The sequence below is a fragment of the Rothia sp. HSID18069 genome (assembly GCF_003989155.1).
GTDB classification, from domain to species: domain Bacteria; phylum Actinomycetota; class Actinomycetes; order Actinomycetales; family Micrococcaceae; genus Rothia; species Rothia aeria.
In genome coordinates, this window is record NZ_RBMG01000003.1 from 18,926 (window position 1) to 36,543 (window position 17,618).

19 protein-coding genes and 1 pseudogene are annotated in these 17,618 nt (G+C 51.5%); 14 read left to right on the forward strand and 6 right to left on the reverse strand.

Annotated elements, in window-relative coordinates; genetic code table 11:
* The 7 genes from D8M41_RS07790 to D8M41_RS07820 all read left to right on the forward strand — a co-directional run bounded on the left by D8M41_RS07790 (position 1) and on the right by D8M41_RS07820 (position 3,070).
* Positions 1–372: a hypothetical protein gene (locus tag D8M41_RS07790; RefSeq protein WP_126926759.1), complete on the forward strand. Its 372-nt coding sequence runs from the start codon at positions 1–3 to the stop codon at positions 370–372.
* The gene (locus D8M41_RS07795; RefSeq protein WP_257604679.1) at positions 365–745 is read left to right on the forward strand and encodes an RNA 2'-phosphotransferase; all 381 of its coding nucleotides are present in this window, start codon (positions 365–367) and stop codon (positions 743–745) included. The genes D8M41_RS07790 and D8M41_RS07795 overlap by 8 nt, the downstream gene beginning before the upstream one ends.
* Positions 660–917 (forward strand): RNA 2'-phosphotransferase, encoded by a 258-nt coding sequence (locus D8M41_RS12090; protein WP_257604678.1) that lies wholly within the window; start codon positions 660–662, stop codon positions 915–917. Before D8M41_RS07795 ends, D8M41_RS12090 begins: the two co-directional genes overlap by 86 nt.
* A gap of 38 nt (positions 918–955) precedes the next feature.
* Entirely contained in the window at positions 956–1,165 is a 210-nt protein-coding gene (locus D8M41_RS07800; RefSeq protein ID WP_002924190.1) for a hypothetical protein, read from the forward strand.
* 158 nt (positions 1,166–1,323) lie between these two features.
* On the forward strand, positions 1,324–2,097 hold the full coding sequence (locus tag D8M41_RS11805; RefSeq protein WP_198949093.1) for a hypothetical protein: 774 nt from the start codon (positions 1,324–1,326) through the stop codon (positions 2,095–2,097).
* An 8-nt stretch (positions 2,098–2,105) separates the two neighbouring features.
* Positions 2,106–2,597 carry an Imm6 family immunity protein gene (locus D8M41_RS07815; RefSeq protein ID WP_004190956.1) on the forward strand — a complete coding sequence of 164 codons (492 nt, stop codon included), beginning with the start codon at positions 2,106–2,108 and terminating at the stop codon, positions 2,595–2,597.
* A gap of 14 nt (positions 2,598–2,611) precedes the next feature.
* The gene (locus D8M41_RS07820) at positions 2,612–3,070 is read left to right on the forward strand and encodes a hypothetical protein (protein ID WP_233129311.1); all 459 of its coding nucleotides are present in this window, start codon (positions 2,612–2,614) and stop codon (positions 3,068–3,070) included.
* 117 nt (positions 3,071–3,187) lie between these two features.
* Here the strand turns inward: D8M41_RS07820 and D8M41_RS07825 are convergent.
* A pseudogene (locus D8M41_RS07825) lies at positions 3,188–3,910 on the reverse strand (ISL3 family transposase); the annotation flags it as partial.
* A gap of 136 nt (positions 3,911–4,046) precedes the next feature.
* Here D8M41_RS07825 and D8M41_RS07830 point away from each other — a divergent pair.
* Positions 4,047–4,829, forward strand: coding sequence for a transposase family protein (locus D8M41_RS07830; protein WP_094758338.1), 783 nt, complete (start codon positions 4,047–4,049; stop codon positions 4,827–4,829).
* Positions 4,830–4,918: 89 nt separating this feature from the next.
* Here the strand turns inward: D8M41_RS07830 and D8M41_RS07835 are convergent, their stop codons facing one another.
* Positions 4,919–5,677, reverse strand: a complete 759-nt coding sequence (locus D8M41_RS07835) for an ABC transporter permease (protein ID WP_126500696.1) — start codon at positions 5,675–5,677, stop codon at positions 4,919–4,921.
* On the reverse strand, positions 5,670–6,656 hold the full coding sequence (locus D8M41_RS07840) for an ABC transporter ATP-binding protein (protein ID WP_126500695.1): 987 nt from the start codon (positions 6,654–6,656) through the stop codon (positions 5,670–5,672). Before D8M41_RS07840 ends, D8M41_RS07835 begins: the two co-directional genes overlap by 8 nt.
* A 385-nt stretch (positions 6,657–7,041) precedes the next feature.
* Between D8M41_RS07840 and D8M41_RS07845 the strand changes: the two genes are divergently transcribed.
* Together D8M41_RS07845 and D8M41_RS07855 are read left to right on the forward strand one after the other, a co-directional pair.
* Entirely contained in the window at positions 7,042–8,700 is a 1,659-nt protein-coding gene (locus D8M41_RS07845; protein ID WP_126926760.1) for an ATP-binding cassette domain-containing protein, read from the forward strand.
* A gap of 634 nt (positions 8,701–9,334) precedes the next feature.
* A complete protein-coding gene (locus tag D8M41_RS07855; protein WP_126926761.1) occupies positions 9,335–10,531 on the forward strand; it encodes an ATP-binding protein in 1,197 nt (398 codons plus the stop codon).
* Between the two features lie 183 nt (positions 10,532–10,714).
* On the opposite strand, the gene pdxT is transcribed toward D8M41_RS07855, so the two are convergent.
* Positions 10,715–11,341 carry a pyridoxal 5'-phosphate synthase glutaminase subunit PdxT gene (pdxT, locus tag D8M41_RS07860; RefSeq protein WP_126926762.1) on the reverse strand — a complete coding sequence of 209 codons (627 nt, stop codon included), beginning with the start codon at positions 11,339–11,341 and terminating at the stop codon, positions 10,715–10,717.
* A 223-nt stretch (positions 11,342–11,564) separates the two neighbouring features.
* Positions 11,565–12,476 carry a pyridoxal 5'-phosphate synthase lyase subunit PdxS gene (gene pdxS, locus D8M41_RS07865; RefSeq protein WP_004006448.1) on the reverse strand — a complete coding sequence of 304 codons (912 nt, stop codon included), beginning with the start codon at positions 12,474–12,476 and terminating at the stop codon, positions 11,565–11,567.
* A gap of 383 nt (positions 12,477–12,859) precedes the next feature.
* On the opposite strand from pdxS, the gene D8M41_RS07870 reads away from it, so the two are divergent.
* From D8M41_RS07870 to D8M41_RS07890, 4 genes are all read left to right on the forward strand, one after another.
* On the forward strand, positions 12,860–14,500 hold the full coding sequence (locus D8M41_RS07870; RefSeq protein WP_126926763.1) for a Na+/H+ antiporter: 1,641 nt from the start codon (positions 12,860–12,862) through the stop codon (positions 14,498–14,500).
* Positions 14,501–14,553: 53 nt separating this feature from the next.
* Positions 14,554–15,156 carry a hypothetical protein gene (locus tag D8M41_RS07875; protein WP_238693500.1) on the forward strand — a complete coding sequence of 201 codons (603 nt, stop codon included), beginning with the start codon at positions 14,554–14,556 and terminating at the stop codon, positions 15,154–15,156.
* A 72-nt stretch (positions 15,157–15,228) separates the two neighbouring features.
* Positions 15,229–15,633 carry a hypothetical protein gene (locus D8M41_RS07880; RefSeq protein WP_126854635.1) on the forward strand — a complete coding sequence of 135 codons (405 nt, stop codon included), beginning with the start codon at positions 15,229–15,231 and terminating at the stop codon, positions 15,631–15,633.
* A gap of 643 nt (positions 15,634–16,276) precedes the next feature.
* Positions 16,277–16,906 (forward strand): FMN-dependent NADH-azoreductase, encoded by a 630-nt coding sequence (locus D8M41_RS07890; RefSeq protein ID WP_126926765.1) that lies wholly within the window; start codon positions 16,277–16,279, stop codon positions 16,904–16,906.
* Between the two features lie 156 nt (positions 16,907–17,062).
* Here D8M41_RS07890 and D8M41_RS11980 read toward each other — a convergent pair whose 3' ends face one another.
* Positions 17,063–17,446: a hypothetical protein gene (locus D8M41_RS11980; protein WP_238693501.1), complete on the reverse strand. Its 384-nt coding sequence runs from the start codon at positions 17,444–17,446 to the stop codon at positions 17,063–17,065.
* Positions 17,447–17,618: the final 172 nt, after the last annotated feature.

Here is a 17,618-nt window from a genome sequence, read left to right on the forward strand (position 1 = left end):
ATGACATACAAAATAGAATATGTTTTACCTATGTTTTCTTCAAATTTAGAAAAAGAGCCTGAAATTCAGATAACAGGTTTGGAGGTTGCAATTCGGATTTCAGGTTATGATGATGAGGAACAATTTAGTGAAGTTCTACTAAAATTTCAATCAGTCTTGGAATTTACTCGGACATCCTCAAAATTTGGAATAACAGAGGGTTCTTATGATACAGTCATTAAAATTGAAAATTCTAAAAGATTAGCGGAGTTAAAAGAAACAAATGAAAGGGACTATGCGTTTTGGTCTCCTAATCATTATGCTTTTTACCTAGACGGCTCAGGTTTCTTTCAAATAATTGCTGATAGTTTTGAGGTGGAAAGGCTTGTTTGATTATACAAAACTTAGTAGAGAAGTATCCTATATATTAAGACATAATCCAGATAAATATGGTATAAAGCTGGACTCGGAGGGGTGGTGTTCAGTTGATGATTTAATACATAAATTATCAGAAACTCCTTTATGGAAAGGACTTACAAGAGATGACCTTGAAACAATGATAGAACTATCTGACAAAAAGCGTCATGAAATAAAAGGTGAAAAGATTAGGGCTTTTTATGGACATTCAATAAAAGACAAATTATCTAAAACAGCCAATAAACCACCGAAAGTTTTATACCATGGAACAGTTCAAAGATTTTTTAAATCAGATTTTACAAACTGGGCTAATTCCAAAAGAAAGGCAGTATGTTCATTTGTCTTCTGATGTGAGTACAGCAAAGCAGGTAGCTTTGAGAAGAGATGACAGAGCTATCATTTTAGAAGTTGCTGCCCAGTCTGCTTGGGAAAATGGTGTAAAATTTTATATTGGGAATGAAGATATATGGCTTTCTGAGCCAATTCCTAGTGAGTATATTTCTATTATTGAGGATAAATAATCTTTTTATGACTAGAAATAGAAAGAAAGGGGAAAAGAATGTCCGATAAATCAATGAAAATGACAATGATGACAGAACAATTTGAAAAGGGCGATAGCGGAGAAACAGTAGAGGGCATTACTCTCATTGTTGACGGTGTTGTCAAAGACGTGACAGATATTCTTAAGGAAACAAAAGGATATAATTCAACCTTAGACTTAATTCAAGATGCTATTGTTCGTGGATTGGCTGAAATCAGGGAGTCATAGTTTTATTTAAGAGGACGTTAGTCCTCTTTTTTGTTATACTGGAAAGTGTAGGGGACAAAATGGAAATTTTAAACAAGTACATTGACAATCCAATCCGAGATTAACAACTCAAGCCGAGCGAGGTGGCGTCACCAAACAGTCGTCCAAAAGAAGTGGATGTGACCAAGAAGCCCGACATTGAAGTGACTCGCCCAGCCGAAGTCAATCCGACCAAGGTTAAGCCAGAAATGGAAACCAAGGTCAAACCAGACATTGACGCAGCGGCAGCTAGTGCCAGCGCCGTTCCGAAAGTCAAGGCGCAAGAACCCGACCTCCCCAAAGCGGGACAACCCGAAGTCACCCCTGACGCTGGCAAGAAAGTGCAGAAGCCAGAAGAGGTGGATACCGAAGCCACTAAGGCTGGGAAGGTTGAGGAGGAAGATACAAATTGGGGCCCAGATGAAATTTCGCGTTTACGAGAGGATTGGGGAGTTCCAGAAACTGACACACTTGCTGTTGCAAAAACAGATATAGAAGGTCTAGAAGACATAGTATTTAAAGGAGGCTCTCCAAGAGTTAGAAAAGAAGCTGGTCTAGATGATTTAGATGTGTTAAAACCAGATAGAGCGATTAAAAGTTCTGGTAAAATTGCGTCTGCGACTCGTCATGCCGAGGAAGATGTGGCAAATGAGTTCGTTGAAGCTGTGGAAAAAGCAGGTTTATCAAACGAAGAAGTTAAGGGAGTCTTACACTTGTATCAATCAAATCCAAGTGGAGTATGTCCTACTTATTTAAGTGGTTTAGGTAATCCCGATAAGGCATCTGGAGTAATAAAACAACTAAGTGAAAGATACCCAAATTTAAAGATAAAAGTATCTTCCAATCAAGTTGAAGGTGTCCGAGTGACAGGAAGATCAAACTTTACTGTTCAAAACGGGAAATATGTTGATTGAGGTGAAAAATGGAAAATTATAAATTAGCAAACTTCATGCAAATCTTGACGGAGTGTTTACCGTCATATTTGAAGAAAAAGGAAGATATTGTTTTTGTCAAAAAGACGCTTGAGATGACGCAAGATTTTCTTTTGGATAAAGAAACGGTGTCTCCTGACGCTTTATATGACCGCTTGGAAAATATAAACGAGGAAGATATTCTTACTTATTTTGACCTTGACAAAGAAAGTGCTCCGTCAGTCTGGGTCTGCATAGCAGACTTTGTGGCTTATATCTGTAAATTAAGCTACGACGAAAGTGGCGAAAAGTATCTACCCGAGACGATTGAAGCGGTGGATGAAGCGACCTTAACAGAGTTTTTTACTCAGTACAAGGAAAATCTTTCTCTGTTTTCAGATTTGTCAGTGGCGGCTACGACTGCTTTGCAGGAGAAAGAAGTTGATTTGACAGACGAAGCTGTTCATACCTATTATGTACAGTTGTTTGGAGATGATAAATAATCATGGAGCTAAACTTGATTGTTAAACAAGTTCTGCTTGATATTGACTTCATCAACCGCTATGAGGCCTTATCAAAAGAATATAGTCCGGAGAAATTAAGAAATAAAACACCGTTAAAATATCTTGACGGTGAGTTAGTTATGGATATGATTTCAGAGGCTGGCTATATTCCCGGTTTTGACCCCAAAGAGAAATTTTTTAAATTTTATGAAAAGATAGAAGATTATCGGTTCGGTCTGCATATTGTACTTTATAATGGAACAGTAGAGCTCATTTGGGCTGTTAAAGATAAAGAAAAATCAATTGCAGGCATGCCGTGGGGAATTTATTCTAGATTGATGATTGACCCAGACTATCGTATCAAAATGCCCAATTTCAGTGACTACGACGAATTGGAAGATATTTTAAAAACAGCTTTTAAGATTTATGAGGATTTCAAACAAGTCTTTTTAGAAATTGCTGAACAAAAATAGATGTCGAAAGAGGGCAATCGCCCTCTTTTTTGCTATACTGGTATCAGCGGGGTGGAGTAGATGATAGATAAAATAGATTTTTAGGCTTTTTGTCAACTGTAGTGGGTTGATAAAAAGTTACAACCTGGAGAGGACCAAATTGGTTCTCTCCTTTTTGATATTCAAAGCAATGAGAATTCTCGTTTTAAAATTTTCAAAGTTCCGGAAGCCAAAAGCATTTCGCTTAATGACTTTGATGAGGTTATTTGTGGCCTCAAGTTTTGCGTTTGAGTAGGGAAGTTCAAGTGTATTAATGATCTTATCCTGATCCCTCAAAAAGGTCCTAAAAATGGTCTGGAAGATAGGATTCACAGAAGAAATGGACTCTGTGATCAATTCAAAGAAATAGTCAGCGTGCTTCTCTTGAAAATGAAAGAGTAAAAGCTGATAGAGTTCATAGTGATCTCTAAGATCTTGAGAGTAAGAGAGAAGTTTTTCGAGAATCTCTTTATTGGTTAAATGCGGCCGAAATGTTGGATGATAAAATCGTTTACTGCTCAGCGTATAGTTATCCTGTTGAATGAGTTTCCAGTAACGTTTCAGTGCTTTATATTCGTGCGCTCTCCTATCAAACTGATTCATAATTTTGATGCGTACGCGATTCATTGCTCGACTGAGATGCTGGACAATATGAAAGCGATCGAGAACGATTTTAGCATTTGGAAAAAATTTTCTAGCAATATCGTAGTAGGGACTAAACATGTCCATGGTAATGACTTTCACGCGACTTCTTACCTGTCTAGAATACCGAAGGAAATGATTGCGAATAGTTGCTTGAGTCCGTCCATCTATGAGGGTTATTCATTAGGGGCGTGACACCCCAACCGCCTAACCACTCTTCACCACACAGAAAAACAACGACCCCTCACCTCTTGTCCACGTATGATGGTGAAATACCAAAACCAACCACCAACCATACACGCACAGGTAGGAACCGTTGCCTTCTCACCGTACCACCGGCCTGAGACCAGCACAATTCACGACCCTCCTAGCACTCCTGACCAACACCCTCACCTGGAATACTCCGAACACTAAACCTCATAAACTCACCCTCACCCAGGGGCTGAAAGCCACCCTGCTGTATCTACGCCAGAACCAGACCGAAGAGTTCTTAGCCGAAGACTTCGGAGTTTCTCAACCAACGATCAGCCGCATCCTGAACACGATAGAAACAGCACTGCTACACGTCTTAGCCCCAGCAGTACCGCCCATACCTGAAACCCTGCTGCAGAGTTCTGGGACCGTGATCGTCGACGGCACCCTCGTGCCCACCTACAACTGGCATGGTCCAGGAATGCGCCTATACAGCGGTAAACACCACTGTGCTGGATTCAACCACCAGATTATCTGCACTCTAGATGGTGTACCCTTGGTGATCACCTACCCCGTACCCGGGGCACACCACGACACGTTTGCGTACCGGTGGCACGGATTGGACAGATTCTTAGACCCGCACGATACTCTGGCCGATAAGGGCTACCAAGGACTAGACCTGATCACCCCGGTGAAGAAACTACCCGGCGGAGAACTCACCGACGACGAGAAACACCTGAACCGGCACATCAATCACCACCGGGTCGTCATCGAACGCGTGATCGCACACTTCAAGTGTTGGCGGGTACTCTCTAGTACCTTCCGCAGACCCCTCACCTCGTACCGGAGAGTGTTCTCGGTGGTGCGGGCACTGTTTTTCTGGATACAAAACCACCCAAATGAATAACCCTCATAGATTAATGTTGTTTTTGCCGCAGAAATAGTACCTATACCTTCAGTAGACCCTGTGTGTGAAGAGCGGCCACACCACCACTGCTAGTCCCTGCGGGCCAGTGCCCACAGTGCGGATGCGCATCCCAGAAGGCCCCAGAAACCGACGACTATTACGTCCAGGATCTGTATCGGGCCGATGTTGAAGAGGGTGGCCCTCATAAGGTTTGCCGCAGGCGCGAATGGCAGGAACTGATGAACATGCGCGTACCACTCGGGCAGCCGTTCGGGCGGGTAGTTAATCGGCGCAAACAGTATAACCATGAAGACAATCGTCTGTGTCACGATCGTCAGAAGTGACGCCGGAATCCAGTACGCAAGCATAAACCCTAATACCGCCATAACAACTTGAAGCGCGAACACAACGGCAATAGCGCCGATACTCAGGTTCACATCAAAACCAAATTTGAGTTTCGCGGCTACACCGCCCGCAATAATGCCGGGAATCGCGAGAACCGCCCAAACGAGTATGTCAGCCGCCAGAATCGCCAGGCGCGGAACCGGAAGGGACCGCTGATAGTCGAACATGCCGTTCGTCTTAGTGGTAACGATAATCTGGGGAGCTATTACACACCCCATAGAAATGAGGGTCACCGTTACCGTGCCGGATGCCAGATATTCTGCAGAATTCCGGTCAAGATGCGGCATGAAGACCGAGATGCCGTAAAGAAGCGCAAAGGCGAAAAGGGCCTGCACCACCGCAAAAAGCGGCGCGTTGATGGCGTTACGAATCAGTGACCAGCGGATTAGCTCGACCGTGGCACGTACCGTCGAAATTCGTGAGGGCACGAGGGTGCTAGTCATGGTTAATCATCTCCTCATAGTTATCGGCCAAAGACGCCGAGCCTATGCGATAGCTTTCGACGCATCCCGCACGGATTCCTGAAAGTACATGGGGTAAGGCCAGCTCAAGCTCGTCGGTACTCAGGGTGACGGTAAACTCCCGGGGGATAGTGAAATCGCCCTCTGCACGCTTCTCAATATATTCCGTATCTGATATATTCCCTGGTGAAGGGGATATTTTTACATCTAGCACGCTGCTAAGTTCTTGAAGGAACTCCGGGGTAGCCGTGATGGAGAGCGTACTTTTTGCTTCCTCCAAACCCAGCGCGCTTGTCGGTTCATCACGAACTAGCAGCCCCTTATTAAACAGCAGGTACCTATCGGCGTGACGCTCCACCTCCAGGAGGTTATGAGTCACGATCAGCACCGTGGCACCCTGCTCGGCGCGCATCCGCAGCATCCTCCACAGCAGTTCACGGCGCACCGGATCAACATCGTTCGTGGGCTCGTCAAAGAGGTAGATGGGGGCGGGCGCGGTAACCGCCATACCGAATGAGGTGAGGCGCTTGATCCCGCCCGAAAGCTTATGCCCCGGCCTGCCCGCCCAATCCCCTAAATCGAGAGTATCGAGAGTTTCCTGAACCGCCCGTTTCGCCTGCTTCGGCTTCAACCCGCGAATGCGAACCGCCGTCGCTATCGCCTGGCGCGGGGTCACCCCCTCTAGGGATGACGTTACCTGCGGCATGATCGCGCATATCTGCCGAGCCTGTGTCGGATGCGCTATCAGGTCTGTGCTGCCATAGTTGATGCTGCCCGCATCCGGCTTGGTCAGGCCCACGATTTGGTTGAGAAAAGTTGTTTTACCGGCGCCGTTGTGCCCTATGAGGGCCGTGACCTCGCCGGGGTCAAGGCGCACACTAATATTGCTATTGGCCGTGGTGGCACCGAAGGTTTTGGTGAGGTTATTGATGGTGAGTGCGGGCGCGGTGTCTGTACTCATAAGGTGCCCTATCTGCTGCAGGATACTGACGGTACCAGTAGCATAACGGCGGTTTTTCGACGCACCCGTGACATTCGTCAGGGATACAGCAGGAGCTTGTCATCACACCAATAACCTGGCTCGGCATAACCTGTAACAGGGTCTTTTAAGTTTTTGCGGGACTGTTTTATTCCTCATGCACGGTGTATCGCCCGCGACAAGGGGTGGTTTTAGCCGTGCCTCTATCGCCCATAAGTCGTACATTTTTCCGCATATTTGTAGGGTTAAAGCGTACGATATGCGGGAAAGTGTACGATATATACTGTTATACCGTGCCTAGGTGCACACATACCGATACACGCACATTCTCCCGCCGCGTTAGGCAGTGGGAGAGAAAGAGAATTCGGTGAAATACCTCAAACCATATTTTATATTTTGTGCTCGCGTCACGACTTTAGCCTGGCGAGCTTCACCCCCAAAAAACCTTAGCGTACTGGCCGCCGTCATGATCTCTGCGCTCGCTCTGATCGCCTGCCCCATTCTGCTGGGTTATGGTGTTCAGCGCACCCTTGAAAACCCCGATGTTTGGCGTCAAAACCTTGCCGTCCTCGTGGTTCTTTACAGTATTTTGTGGCTAATCGGGCAGAGCTTTCGGTATCTTTTCTACCCTGCCTACGGGTTCATCGAGCAGAAAATGCAATCGCGCCATATGGCGGATGCGCTCGCCACCAGCATCGGCGCCGACCCCCGCGCACGCGCTACACTAGGTGCCTCCGAAATTGCATATGCCGTCGATGCGCAGGCCGCATCCATCCGCGAAACCCTCGCCACCTTGTACCTCTCAATTCTGCCCGCCGGGGTTGGTTGTATCGCCGGTGCTGTCTCGATTCTGGTGATGGGTGGCGTGCCGGAGCTAGGCATATTTTGCGGGTTTGTAGCTCTATATCTGGCTGGAAGCATGCCGCTGATTGCGCGTCATCAGAAGTTTCAAGGCGAATTCTTTGACGGCTCAATACGCAGTTTCGGCACCCTGGAAAACACGCTCCGCCTGTGGCGTGAAAGCAGAATCCTTGGGGCGGCTCCCTTTCTGCGTGACCGATATGCCCAAGGCCGCCTGCCTGTAGAAGCAAAAGCTCTCAAAAGTTACCGTTACACCATGTTGTTACACACCTGGCAGGGTGGGATGCTGGCTCTATGTCTGCTCGCAATAGTGCTCAAAACCGTATTATTTGGTGAAGGCTCTCCGGCGCAGATTACGGGTACTGCGGTGGCACTCATCGGAGTGTGCGCGGCGGCAATTGGTCCGCTCCAAGCCGTCGGCTTTGGGGTATCGACCATCGCGGTCTCGGCGGAGCGTTACCGGCAGGCGCACCATAAAATAGCCACTCCTGCTACTGAGAATTCGGGGTATCTCGTCGACTATGTCGTAACCACAGGTGAGCTTTCCCTCCGCGTGGATGCACGCAACCTGAATGAAACATTCTATGGTGTGCATACGGTGAAGCCGGGACGCCCATGTTGGGTGCGTGGCGCATCCGGCGCGGGAAAAAGTTTGCTTTTAGAACGGCTTCTTGGGGTGCGTGCGACAAATAGCCCCACTCGCCTGTCGATAAGCGCGCCGCAAGGCACTCTTCGGTTCGTCTACCTGCCGCAGGAAGCTGGGCTGCTGGTTGGTACCGCGCATGAGAATGTGGCGTTTGGGCGCGACATTCCGGTGCATATATGCGACCAGTACCTGCAGGCGGTGGGGCTAAGCGAATTTACCTCTAGTGGTGCTCGATGTCATGACACCGTCGCGGGTGAGAACGGCAGCGTGTCCGGGGGAGAGGGCAGGCGCATCGCCTTGGCGCGTACTTTGGCGGCGGCCGAAACCTTGAATGAGCAGAAAGCCCTGAGCCCCGCGACCGTCATGGTTCTCGATGAACCGACCGCCGGGCTGGATGCGCCTACCCGTGCCCGTGTCTGGGAACTGATTGAGCGAGCGGCCCATACCGCAATCGTGCTGGTGAGCACCCACGATGAGGACGCGCCCGCCCGGCAGAACGATACCGTGATCGAACTCTAATGCGGCGCGAAGTCTAGGAATGAGAGAGTTTTACCTGTAAAACATGCGGTAAAGTTGAATCAACCCTTTTCACCGGGGTAAGAGCACACGGCACGCATTATGAAATTTACCCCCGTGATGACTCTTAGGGTGGAGACGGCTGGAGCACCGCAGATTCCGAGCGCGCGAGGCACCAAATCTGCGCGCGGAAGGCGCGCAAGCGCAGTGGGAATGCTGTTCTACGAGATAGTAGAAACGGCTCAAGCGATCCTAGTAACGTACATACTTACCGACGTCAGCTCAAACCGTTTCTTACATCGTAGGCGTTATCTCAACCTGGATTAGGAACCTGAGGTAACGACCCTGCTCACTGGAGGGGCTTGGTAGCGGTAACTACTGAGCTTCCGTTCATGAGCGTTTGTATCATGAAATATGCTCTTAGCCTAGCTCACCACCTGCTCCCGGGGGCCGTCCTTCCGTAAGAGAATCTCAGATACAGCCTTTGTCTGGGAAGCGCAACAGCTTCTGCAACCGTCTCAGAAAATAAGGCCGCGCGGTAGGTTATCTCAACTTATCCCCAGATATCCCTTAAAAGGGATAACCGGGGATATAATAGGATAACTGTTTTGAGACCCAATCACGAGAGGCGGAACATATGGAAGCGCAGCTTAACCCCTTTCAGCCGGGAGCTGGTCTTGTCCCGCCTGAGTTGGTGGGGCGAGATGAGCATATTAATGCTTTTGATGTTCTTATACAACGGGCTCGTCACCGTCTTCTAGGACGTGGCATGATGCTTTACGGTTTACGCGGCGTGGGGAAAACAGTTCTCTTGAACCGCATGCATGCGATGGCATCCCGTGCAGGTTGGACCACCATCAAAATTGAGGGGTCGCTTCAGGAAGATAGCCGTAAGCAGCTACACCTCAAACTTGGTTCTGAACTTACCCAAGCTGTTCTGAAGCTGCGCAATAAGACAAGTAACGGGGTGTGGCAAAATCTAGCAGAGAAAGTGTCGTCATTATCGGTGACTCTTGGATTTGCCGGTGCAAGCGTGGCACTAAAAATAGATATGCGGCAGGATATTCAAGGAACTGGGGTGATGGAATTTGACCTTCCAGATATTCTTCTTGAGCTTGCTGAACTTCAGCTAGAAGCTACAAGCCCAGCAGCTGTAGGAATTTTTATTGATGAAGTTCAAGACTTAGAAGATGGTTTCTTAGATACTCTGCTCACCATGCAGCATGAAGCCGGGCAGAAAGGGTTACCGCTCTATCTTATAGGTGCTGGGCTGCCTTCGGTTCCAGCTCGGATGGGCGATATCAAAACATATGCTGAGCGTCTTTTTACATATACAGAGATTGGTGCTTTACCTGAGGAGGCAACCCGTCGTGCTTTCACTGACCCATTTCGCAGGTATTCTCACGGTGAGTTTGCCGAGGACGCGCTGGCAACCATGGTAGAGGCATCTCAAGGGTATCCGTACTTTGTACAACAGCTCGGTGAAACCCTGTGGGATTTAGCCGATGGTCCTGATATTACGTTAGAAGATTCCATGAACGCTGTTACGTTAGGACGTGCCGCGTTAGATGGAGGGTTCTACCGAACTCGATGGGAACGGGCAACACAGCGAGAGAAAAGGTATCTGGTGGCTCTCGCCCAGCTTGTTGAAGCGAACGGACAAGCAGTACCGACCAGCGCATTGGCAGAGCCACTTCAGTCTGTTAATATGTCAAGTTTTAGTAAAGTGCGTGCTTCTCTAGTGAAGAAAGGTCTACTGTACAGCCCTGCATATGGTCGGATCGCTTTTACGGTGCCAGGGATGGATCGGTTCATTAAGCGGTCGGCACAGTAGCTGCACAAAGTTATCTCAACCTATCGGGACTTATCTTAAAAATCCTGATAACCCCCGATAGGTTCCGATAACTATTGTTCTCCCTCCCCGTAAAAAAGAGCCTTTATGTGAATAAAGCGTATTTTTCACCGCTTTATTCACATAAAGGCTCTTTTTTATACTAGGGGAGAGGCGGGAGAGAGCCTATCGAATTAGCGAGAGCAGTTCCTCGTGCACGGTGGTATCGCCCGTGACTTCCGGGTGGAAAGAAATGCCGATAATGTTCCCGGCGCGCACGCCCACAATCTTGCCCTCATGATGCGCCACCACCCGCACGCCTTCACCGGTGCGGGTCACAATCGGCGCGCGAATAAACGCCGTATCGATCACGACTTCCTCACCTGAGGGTGTAAGCCACGGCAGATGAACCTGCGCCGAATCGACCTGCGAGCCGAAGGCGTTACGCCCAACCGAAACATCCAAAACACCGAGCGACTGCTGCCCCGGAGCCGGATCGTCAATCACAGTCGAGAGCATAATCAGCCCGGCACAGGTTCCCAGGGTCGGCAAGCCCCCCGAAATCGCCTCAATCAACGGCTGACGCAGCCCAAAAATACGGGTCAGCCTGTCAATTGTGGAAGATTCGCCACCGGGCAGAACCAGCGCATCCAGGTTCGCCAGCTGCTCGGCACTTTTGACGAGCACCGCCTGCGCTCCCAGGGATTCGAGCATGCGCGTGTGTTCGGCAACGCCGCCCTGCAGCGCCAAAACACCCACGGTTTTGCCCGTACCGGGCAGGGCAGCCGGGGGAAGAACCTCAGTCTCGCTCATGAGCCTATCTTTCTGCAACACGAGGTTGCTCACACAATGTAGAACGTTGGGTTTCGGGCTGTGTTTGAGAGCGCCAAACTCACCCGAGCGGATAACGTATCTGAACAGAGTCGGGGGCGAAGCCCGCATCGAGCTTCACCCCCTGCACGCCTTGACCGGGCGCCCTCACCTGATCCGAATATACCGATCGGCGAGCGCGCATCCGCCACGTGGCGGCCTATACTTACCAGCCGCGCTCCGCCAGACGATGCGGCGCGGGCAGATCGGCAACGTTGATGCCGACCATGGCCTCGCCCAAACCGCGTGATGCATCCGCCAGCTTTTCGGGGTCGTTGTAGAACGCGGTTGCCTTCACGATGGCCTTGGCACGTGCCTCGGGGTTGCCGGATTTGAAGATACCGGAGCCGACGAATACGCCGTCCGCGCCCAGCTGCATCATCATGGCGGCGTCGGCGGGGGTTGCCACGCCACCGGCGGTAAACATGACCACGGGCAGCTTACCGGTTTTCGCAACTTCGAGCACCAGGTCGTAGGGGGCGGCAAGTTCTTTCGCCTTCACGTACAGCTCGTCGGGCATGGTGTTGTACAGGCCCTGCAGCTCGGCGATCTGGCGTTTAATGGTGCGGATATGCTTGGTTGCCTCCGAGACGTCACCGGTGCCGGCCTCACCCTTCGAGCGGATCATGGCCGCACCCTCGGCGATACGGCGCAGCGCCTCACCCAGGTTGGTGGCGCCGCATACGAACGGCACCGTGAACTGGTGCTTGTCAATGTGGTTCACGTAATCGGCGGGGGAGAGCACCTCTGACTCATCAATGTAATCCACCTTGAGGCTTTCAAGAATCTGCGCCTCAACAAAATGCCCGATGCGCGCCTTCGCCATCACGGGAATCGAGACGGCGTTAATGATGCCCTCAATCATGTCGGGGTCGGACATGCGGGCCACACCGCCCTGCGCACGAATATCGGCGGGTACGCGCTCAAGCGCCATGACGGCGACGGCGCCAGCATCTTCGGCGATCTTGGCCTGTTCGGGGGTGACGACGTCCATGATGACGCCGCCCTTGAGCATGTCGGCAAGCCCGCGCTTCACGAGCGGGGAGCCGGTTACTGGGGAGTTAGTCTGTTCAGTCATGCCCCCATTTTCTCACGTTCGATGCATGGACGCTCACTTTGCGACGGAATTTCTGCGGATGCGCGCGCATCTTTGTGTCTGCATGACACGAATCGTCATATTTCGTGCTGTGGCCGGGTACTGTGACCCCCCACCAACGACCGGTAGCGGAGTGAGCAAGGCGTTGCATAGTGCCCATCTGCCGTGCTTGCACATCGGGTAGTTGAGCCTCATGCGCCTAACTGCCCATACTATTGCGTGCATCACATTAGAGCCGGTCTAAATCTGTTTTAGCGGTGTGCTCCGTGCTAAGGTTAGGGGCTGGGGTTGGGGCTATTGATACGCGCCTCACCCGCACACCATGAACCAGCCACCACATCCAAAGTACAAAGGAACACACCAGTTTGCTTGAAGTCATCATTGCCCTATCGCTGGCAATTCTTCTGGGTAATATCCTCGCCCATAAAATACGGATAACCCCCGCCATTATGCTCATTTTCCTGGGGCTTGTGCTGGCGCTCATCCCCGTTCACGCCATGCACGAGGTGCGCGAGGCCGGGCTGCCCCCGCACGTGATTCTCGAAATCTTCCTGCCCGTGATGCTGTTCTGGGAGACCCGAAACACCTCCTGGCGTGAGGTGCGCACCCGTCTGCGCGGCATTCTGCTCTCGGGCACGGTGCTCGTAATTTTCACGGCGTTCGTTATCGCCTGGGTGCTTCACACATTTATGGGCGTCTACCTGTGGCATGTGGCGCTGATTATCGGCGTGGCGCTCGCCCCCACCGATGCCGTGGCCGTGGCAACGCTCAACGGCAAACTCCCTAAAGCCTCCATTACCACCCTTAAAGCGGAAGCACTCATTAACGACGGCACCACCCTAGTTCTTTTCGCACTCGCCCTGCAGCTTGCGGGCGGTCATGAACTTGCCCTGGGGAACGCATCCGGAATGTTCTTCTTCTCGTTCCTGATTGGAACTCTCGTTGGCCTGGCCGTCGGATGGGGCGCGAATAAGCTGCGTGCACACATCGGCAACCCCATGAACTTCAGTGTGTTCATGTTTACCATACCGTTTATTGCTTTCTCCCTCTCTGAAGAGATCGAGCCTTTTGAGGGCATGAAAGGTTCCGGAGTGGTAGCTGTGGTGGTCGCCGCTTTCTACCTGACCTATCGCGGACCGGATACCATCAAACCCCAAAACCGTTTCTACGGTCTGCCCATCTGGTCGTTTGTTTCCTATGTCATGAACGGTGCGCTCTTCGTGCTCGTGGGTGTTCAGCTGCCCAGCGCCACTGAGCATATGGATGATGTTGTTCGTGAATACAACTATGCGTGGGCTTCGGCGCTCGCCGTGATTGTGGTGGCGTGGCTCGTTTCCATTGCGGCGCGTTTTATTTTCCTGCACGTCACGATTGGTATTATTCGTGCCCTTGACCGTTCAGAAAAGCAGAGGCGGCTGCGCACAACCTTCCGCGGCCGTGTAGTGAGTACCTTTGCGGGACTGCGCGGCGGTGTTTCCCTTGCGGTGGCTCTCTCCGTGCCGACTGGTGTTTTCGGGCGTGACTTTATTATCTTTATTGTTGCGGGCGTGGTTCTGTTGTCGATGGTGGTTCAGGGGATGCTCCTGCCGCTCGTTATTAGGTGGGCAAAAATCCCGGTTGATACCACCGAAGAAGATGAGATTAATGAAGCAGTGCGCACGATAATTGCCGAGTCCTTCGACTCTGTGGCTGAGATTGGCCAGGAAATTGGTGCGCCGCAGGAGATTATCGACCGCATTGCCGAAGAACAGATGTACAACGCGAGTATGTACCGCAACATGCACACCGTTCGTAAAAACGGTGCGAACGCGCCGGAAGAAGCCCGCCGCATTATTGAAGCGAGCGACCTTGAGAAAGAGCTGCGTCTGCGGCATTTGGAGAAGCAACGCAGCGTGCTCAAGCGCCTGCGTAATGAGCGCACAATCGACATGAATGTGCTCCACGCGATTCAGGAAATCCTGGATATTGAGGAGATACGTGTGCTCGGCCCGGTTGAGCTGGAGTAACGCAAACACTGGTAATCGTGCCCCGTTGTTCTGTGCACGGTATGCTGGTATGCGTGAGTAATAAGCCAGCCACCTCGCAGCAGCACACACCGCAGATACCGACCCCCGGCTCACCCACCCCCGCCACCGCACAGGGCCGGGGCGCACTTGCCGTGCACGCAGTCATCTACCTGCTTTTTGGTCTGAGCACCATCTTTATTCAAACCCCTGACTGGGGTACCGACAGGCTGCTCATTGGAGGGTTGCTGCTTGCCCTCGGCGCCTCCCACTGGTGGGTTTCACGTGGAACACGCTACGGCCCGGCCACCAGTGCCACGCTCATCTCGGTTGCGCTCGTGCAGGCCGCCTCTGGGGCGTTACTAATTGCCCAGCCTGATGCACCTGCCCCAATCCTGCTGGCCACCTGCGGCGGTATTGGCCTTGGCGCCCTTCTGAAGGGCCTGCTGGGGGTGCGGTACCGCTCCGTTATCGCTGCGGCGCGTGACTGGGTGCTGGAGGGCACGGTGATGCTCGCAGCCGCACTCGCTGTACCATTCATGGTGAACATCGGGCCGAAAGCGGTGCTGGGAGTCACCGGCGGCGGGGCGCTCATAGCGGGTGTTTTCCTGCTGGTTGGTGCCCTGGGTGCACGTACCGAAGGCACGCCCGGGGCGTAATGTTGGCGCTGGATAATGGGTGTGGAACCGTGGACGCGTACACTGGTTTAGACGCACACAAAAGGAGGGTTCGTGGCTGAAGACCGCCCGCGGGGGCTCAAAGCCCAAGTGAAAGGGCCGCTGATTATTGCTGCTGCGCTTGCGCTCGCGGCATTCTTTGCGGTGTTTGTTTTCGCAACCGGAGGCACCCATAATAAGCCGAATATCGGCCTGGCTTTGGGTGTGGGGGGTGCCGTGTTTATCGTGACCCTGGTGGTGTGCGCAACCTTGATTCTGGTGGACCGCCCAAACGACCCGTCACTGGGGCAGGGCACGGGCATTAATCGTTCTTCAGCTGAACTGTATGCCCAGGCAAAAGCTAAACGAGAAGCAGCGGAACGTGAGAAAGCCCGTGCTGAGGGGAACTCACAAGCGGCCGGAACCAAAGCGGAAACAGCCGAGAATGATGCTGAGCCCCCTAAGACGACTGACAGCTAATCGGCGCGCTGAGGTGGTATGCTAAGCTGGTTCTATCTTTATGAGTTATACGCCTTATGGCGAGAGGAGCTGGTAGCGCTACCTGCCAACTCCTCTCCAGTCAGGCAGATGCTACCTCAGTCGCTTAAGGAATACTGAGATAGCTTCTACGACATTAGAAACGGCTTGAGCCGATCCATCAATCAGAATGTAGTTGATGAGGATCGCTTGAGCCGTTTCTACTATCTCGTAGAACAGCATTCCCACTGCGCTTGCGCGCCTTCCGCACGCAGATTTGGTGCCTCGCGCACTCGGAATCTGCGGTGCTCCAGCTCATCCGCCCCGAGAGTCATCACGGAATGTATATTTGCAAACTGTGCCAGTGACTCATTCCGGGAAGAGGGCACTCATAACTTTACCGCATGCTTTACAAGGAAATTTCGTGTGATTCTGGAGAATGCGTAAAAATGTGATTCTTCCATTTTTAAATTCTTTTTACGTGCACTAGGGACATTCCCTGAAGAAATATTGCGTCATAAAGCGTTATTCTATAACTTTGCCTGTACTCAGCATTGATACCAGCGTTACACCCAATCTACGATAGAAATATCCATCCCGGATTTTTGTAAATTCTGCAATATCTTATTCAATATCAGGAGACCCCATGCAGACCCTTATCATTAACGCCCACCCGGATCCCCAGAATAAAACCGCGTATTGCACCAACCGCCTCGTCGATTGCCTGACCGAGAAACTGCCGGATGCAACCGTGCTGAACCTCTACAACGAGGATATTCCCGAACTTACTGCCGAGACTCTGCCGGTCTTTAACGGCGCATACAGTGGGGATGGTAAAGATGCAGAGTTGAGCAAGGGCGCACAGCATTTTCTTGCGCGCAATGCCGAGCTGCTCGAACAGTTCAAGGCGGCCGACCGGGTGATTATCGCCATGCCCATGCACAATTTCACGGTGACCTCACGCCTGAAAGACTACCTGGACAACATCATCGTGCCGGGGCATACCTTCCAGTACACTCGGGAGGGCCCGCAGGGTCTCATGGGCGGGCATAAAGCGCTGCTCGTGCAGTCAAGCGGCTCCGTATACAGCACCGGTCCGCTGGCACCGTGGGAGCAATCGTACCCCTTCCTGCAGACCGCATTTGGGATGCTCGGGTTCGACTCGACCGATATTGTGCGTGCCGAAGGCACCATGGACCCAAATATTGGCCCAGACGTCGCTGTTGAGCGTGCCTGCGCCGAGCTTGAACAAAAGCTGCCCGAGTTCCTTGCCTAAGAAACCAAGAATTGCTGGGTATAAGGAACACTAAGAAGCCCGATGGTACTGAGGCGGTGTGCTAAGCCGGAACCATATTTGCAACTGTTATTAGCCCTTCATGGGCAAGAGGGGTTGATAGCGCTAACTACCAACCCCTCTCTAGTCAGGCAGATGCTACCTCAGTCGCTTAAGGAATACTGAGATAGCTTTTACGACATTAGAAACGGCTTGAGCCGATCCATCAATCAGGATATAGCTGATAAGGATCGCTTGAGCCGTTTCTACTAGTTCGTAGAGAGGCATGTCTACTCGCGCTTGCGCGCCTTCCGCACGCAGATTTGGTGCCTCGCGCACTCGGAATCTGCGGTGCTCCAGCTCATCAGCCCCGAGAGTCATCACGGAATGTATATTTGCAACCTGTGCCGGTGACTCATTCCGGGAAGAGGGCACTAATAACTTTACCGCATGCTTTACACAGAAAATATGCCCCTTTAAAAGCGTTAGCATGTAAAAAGGCTCTTGATGTGAATAAAGCGTTGAAAAACTCTCTTTATTCACATCAAGAGCCTTTTTGCGCGGGAGATGAGAGAGGGAGGCCGGAGAGGGTCGCTGGGGAAAAGCAGCGGGAGGAAGGGCTTACTTCTCAACAGGAAACGGGTACAATAGAGTCCCCTGCCCGCATCGGCATGTAGCGCTGACCAATATTACCTGTGCCATGCCGCCCCAGAGA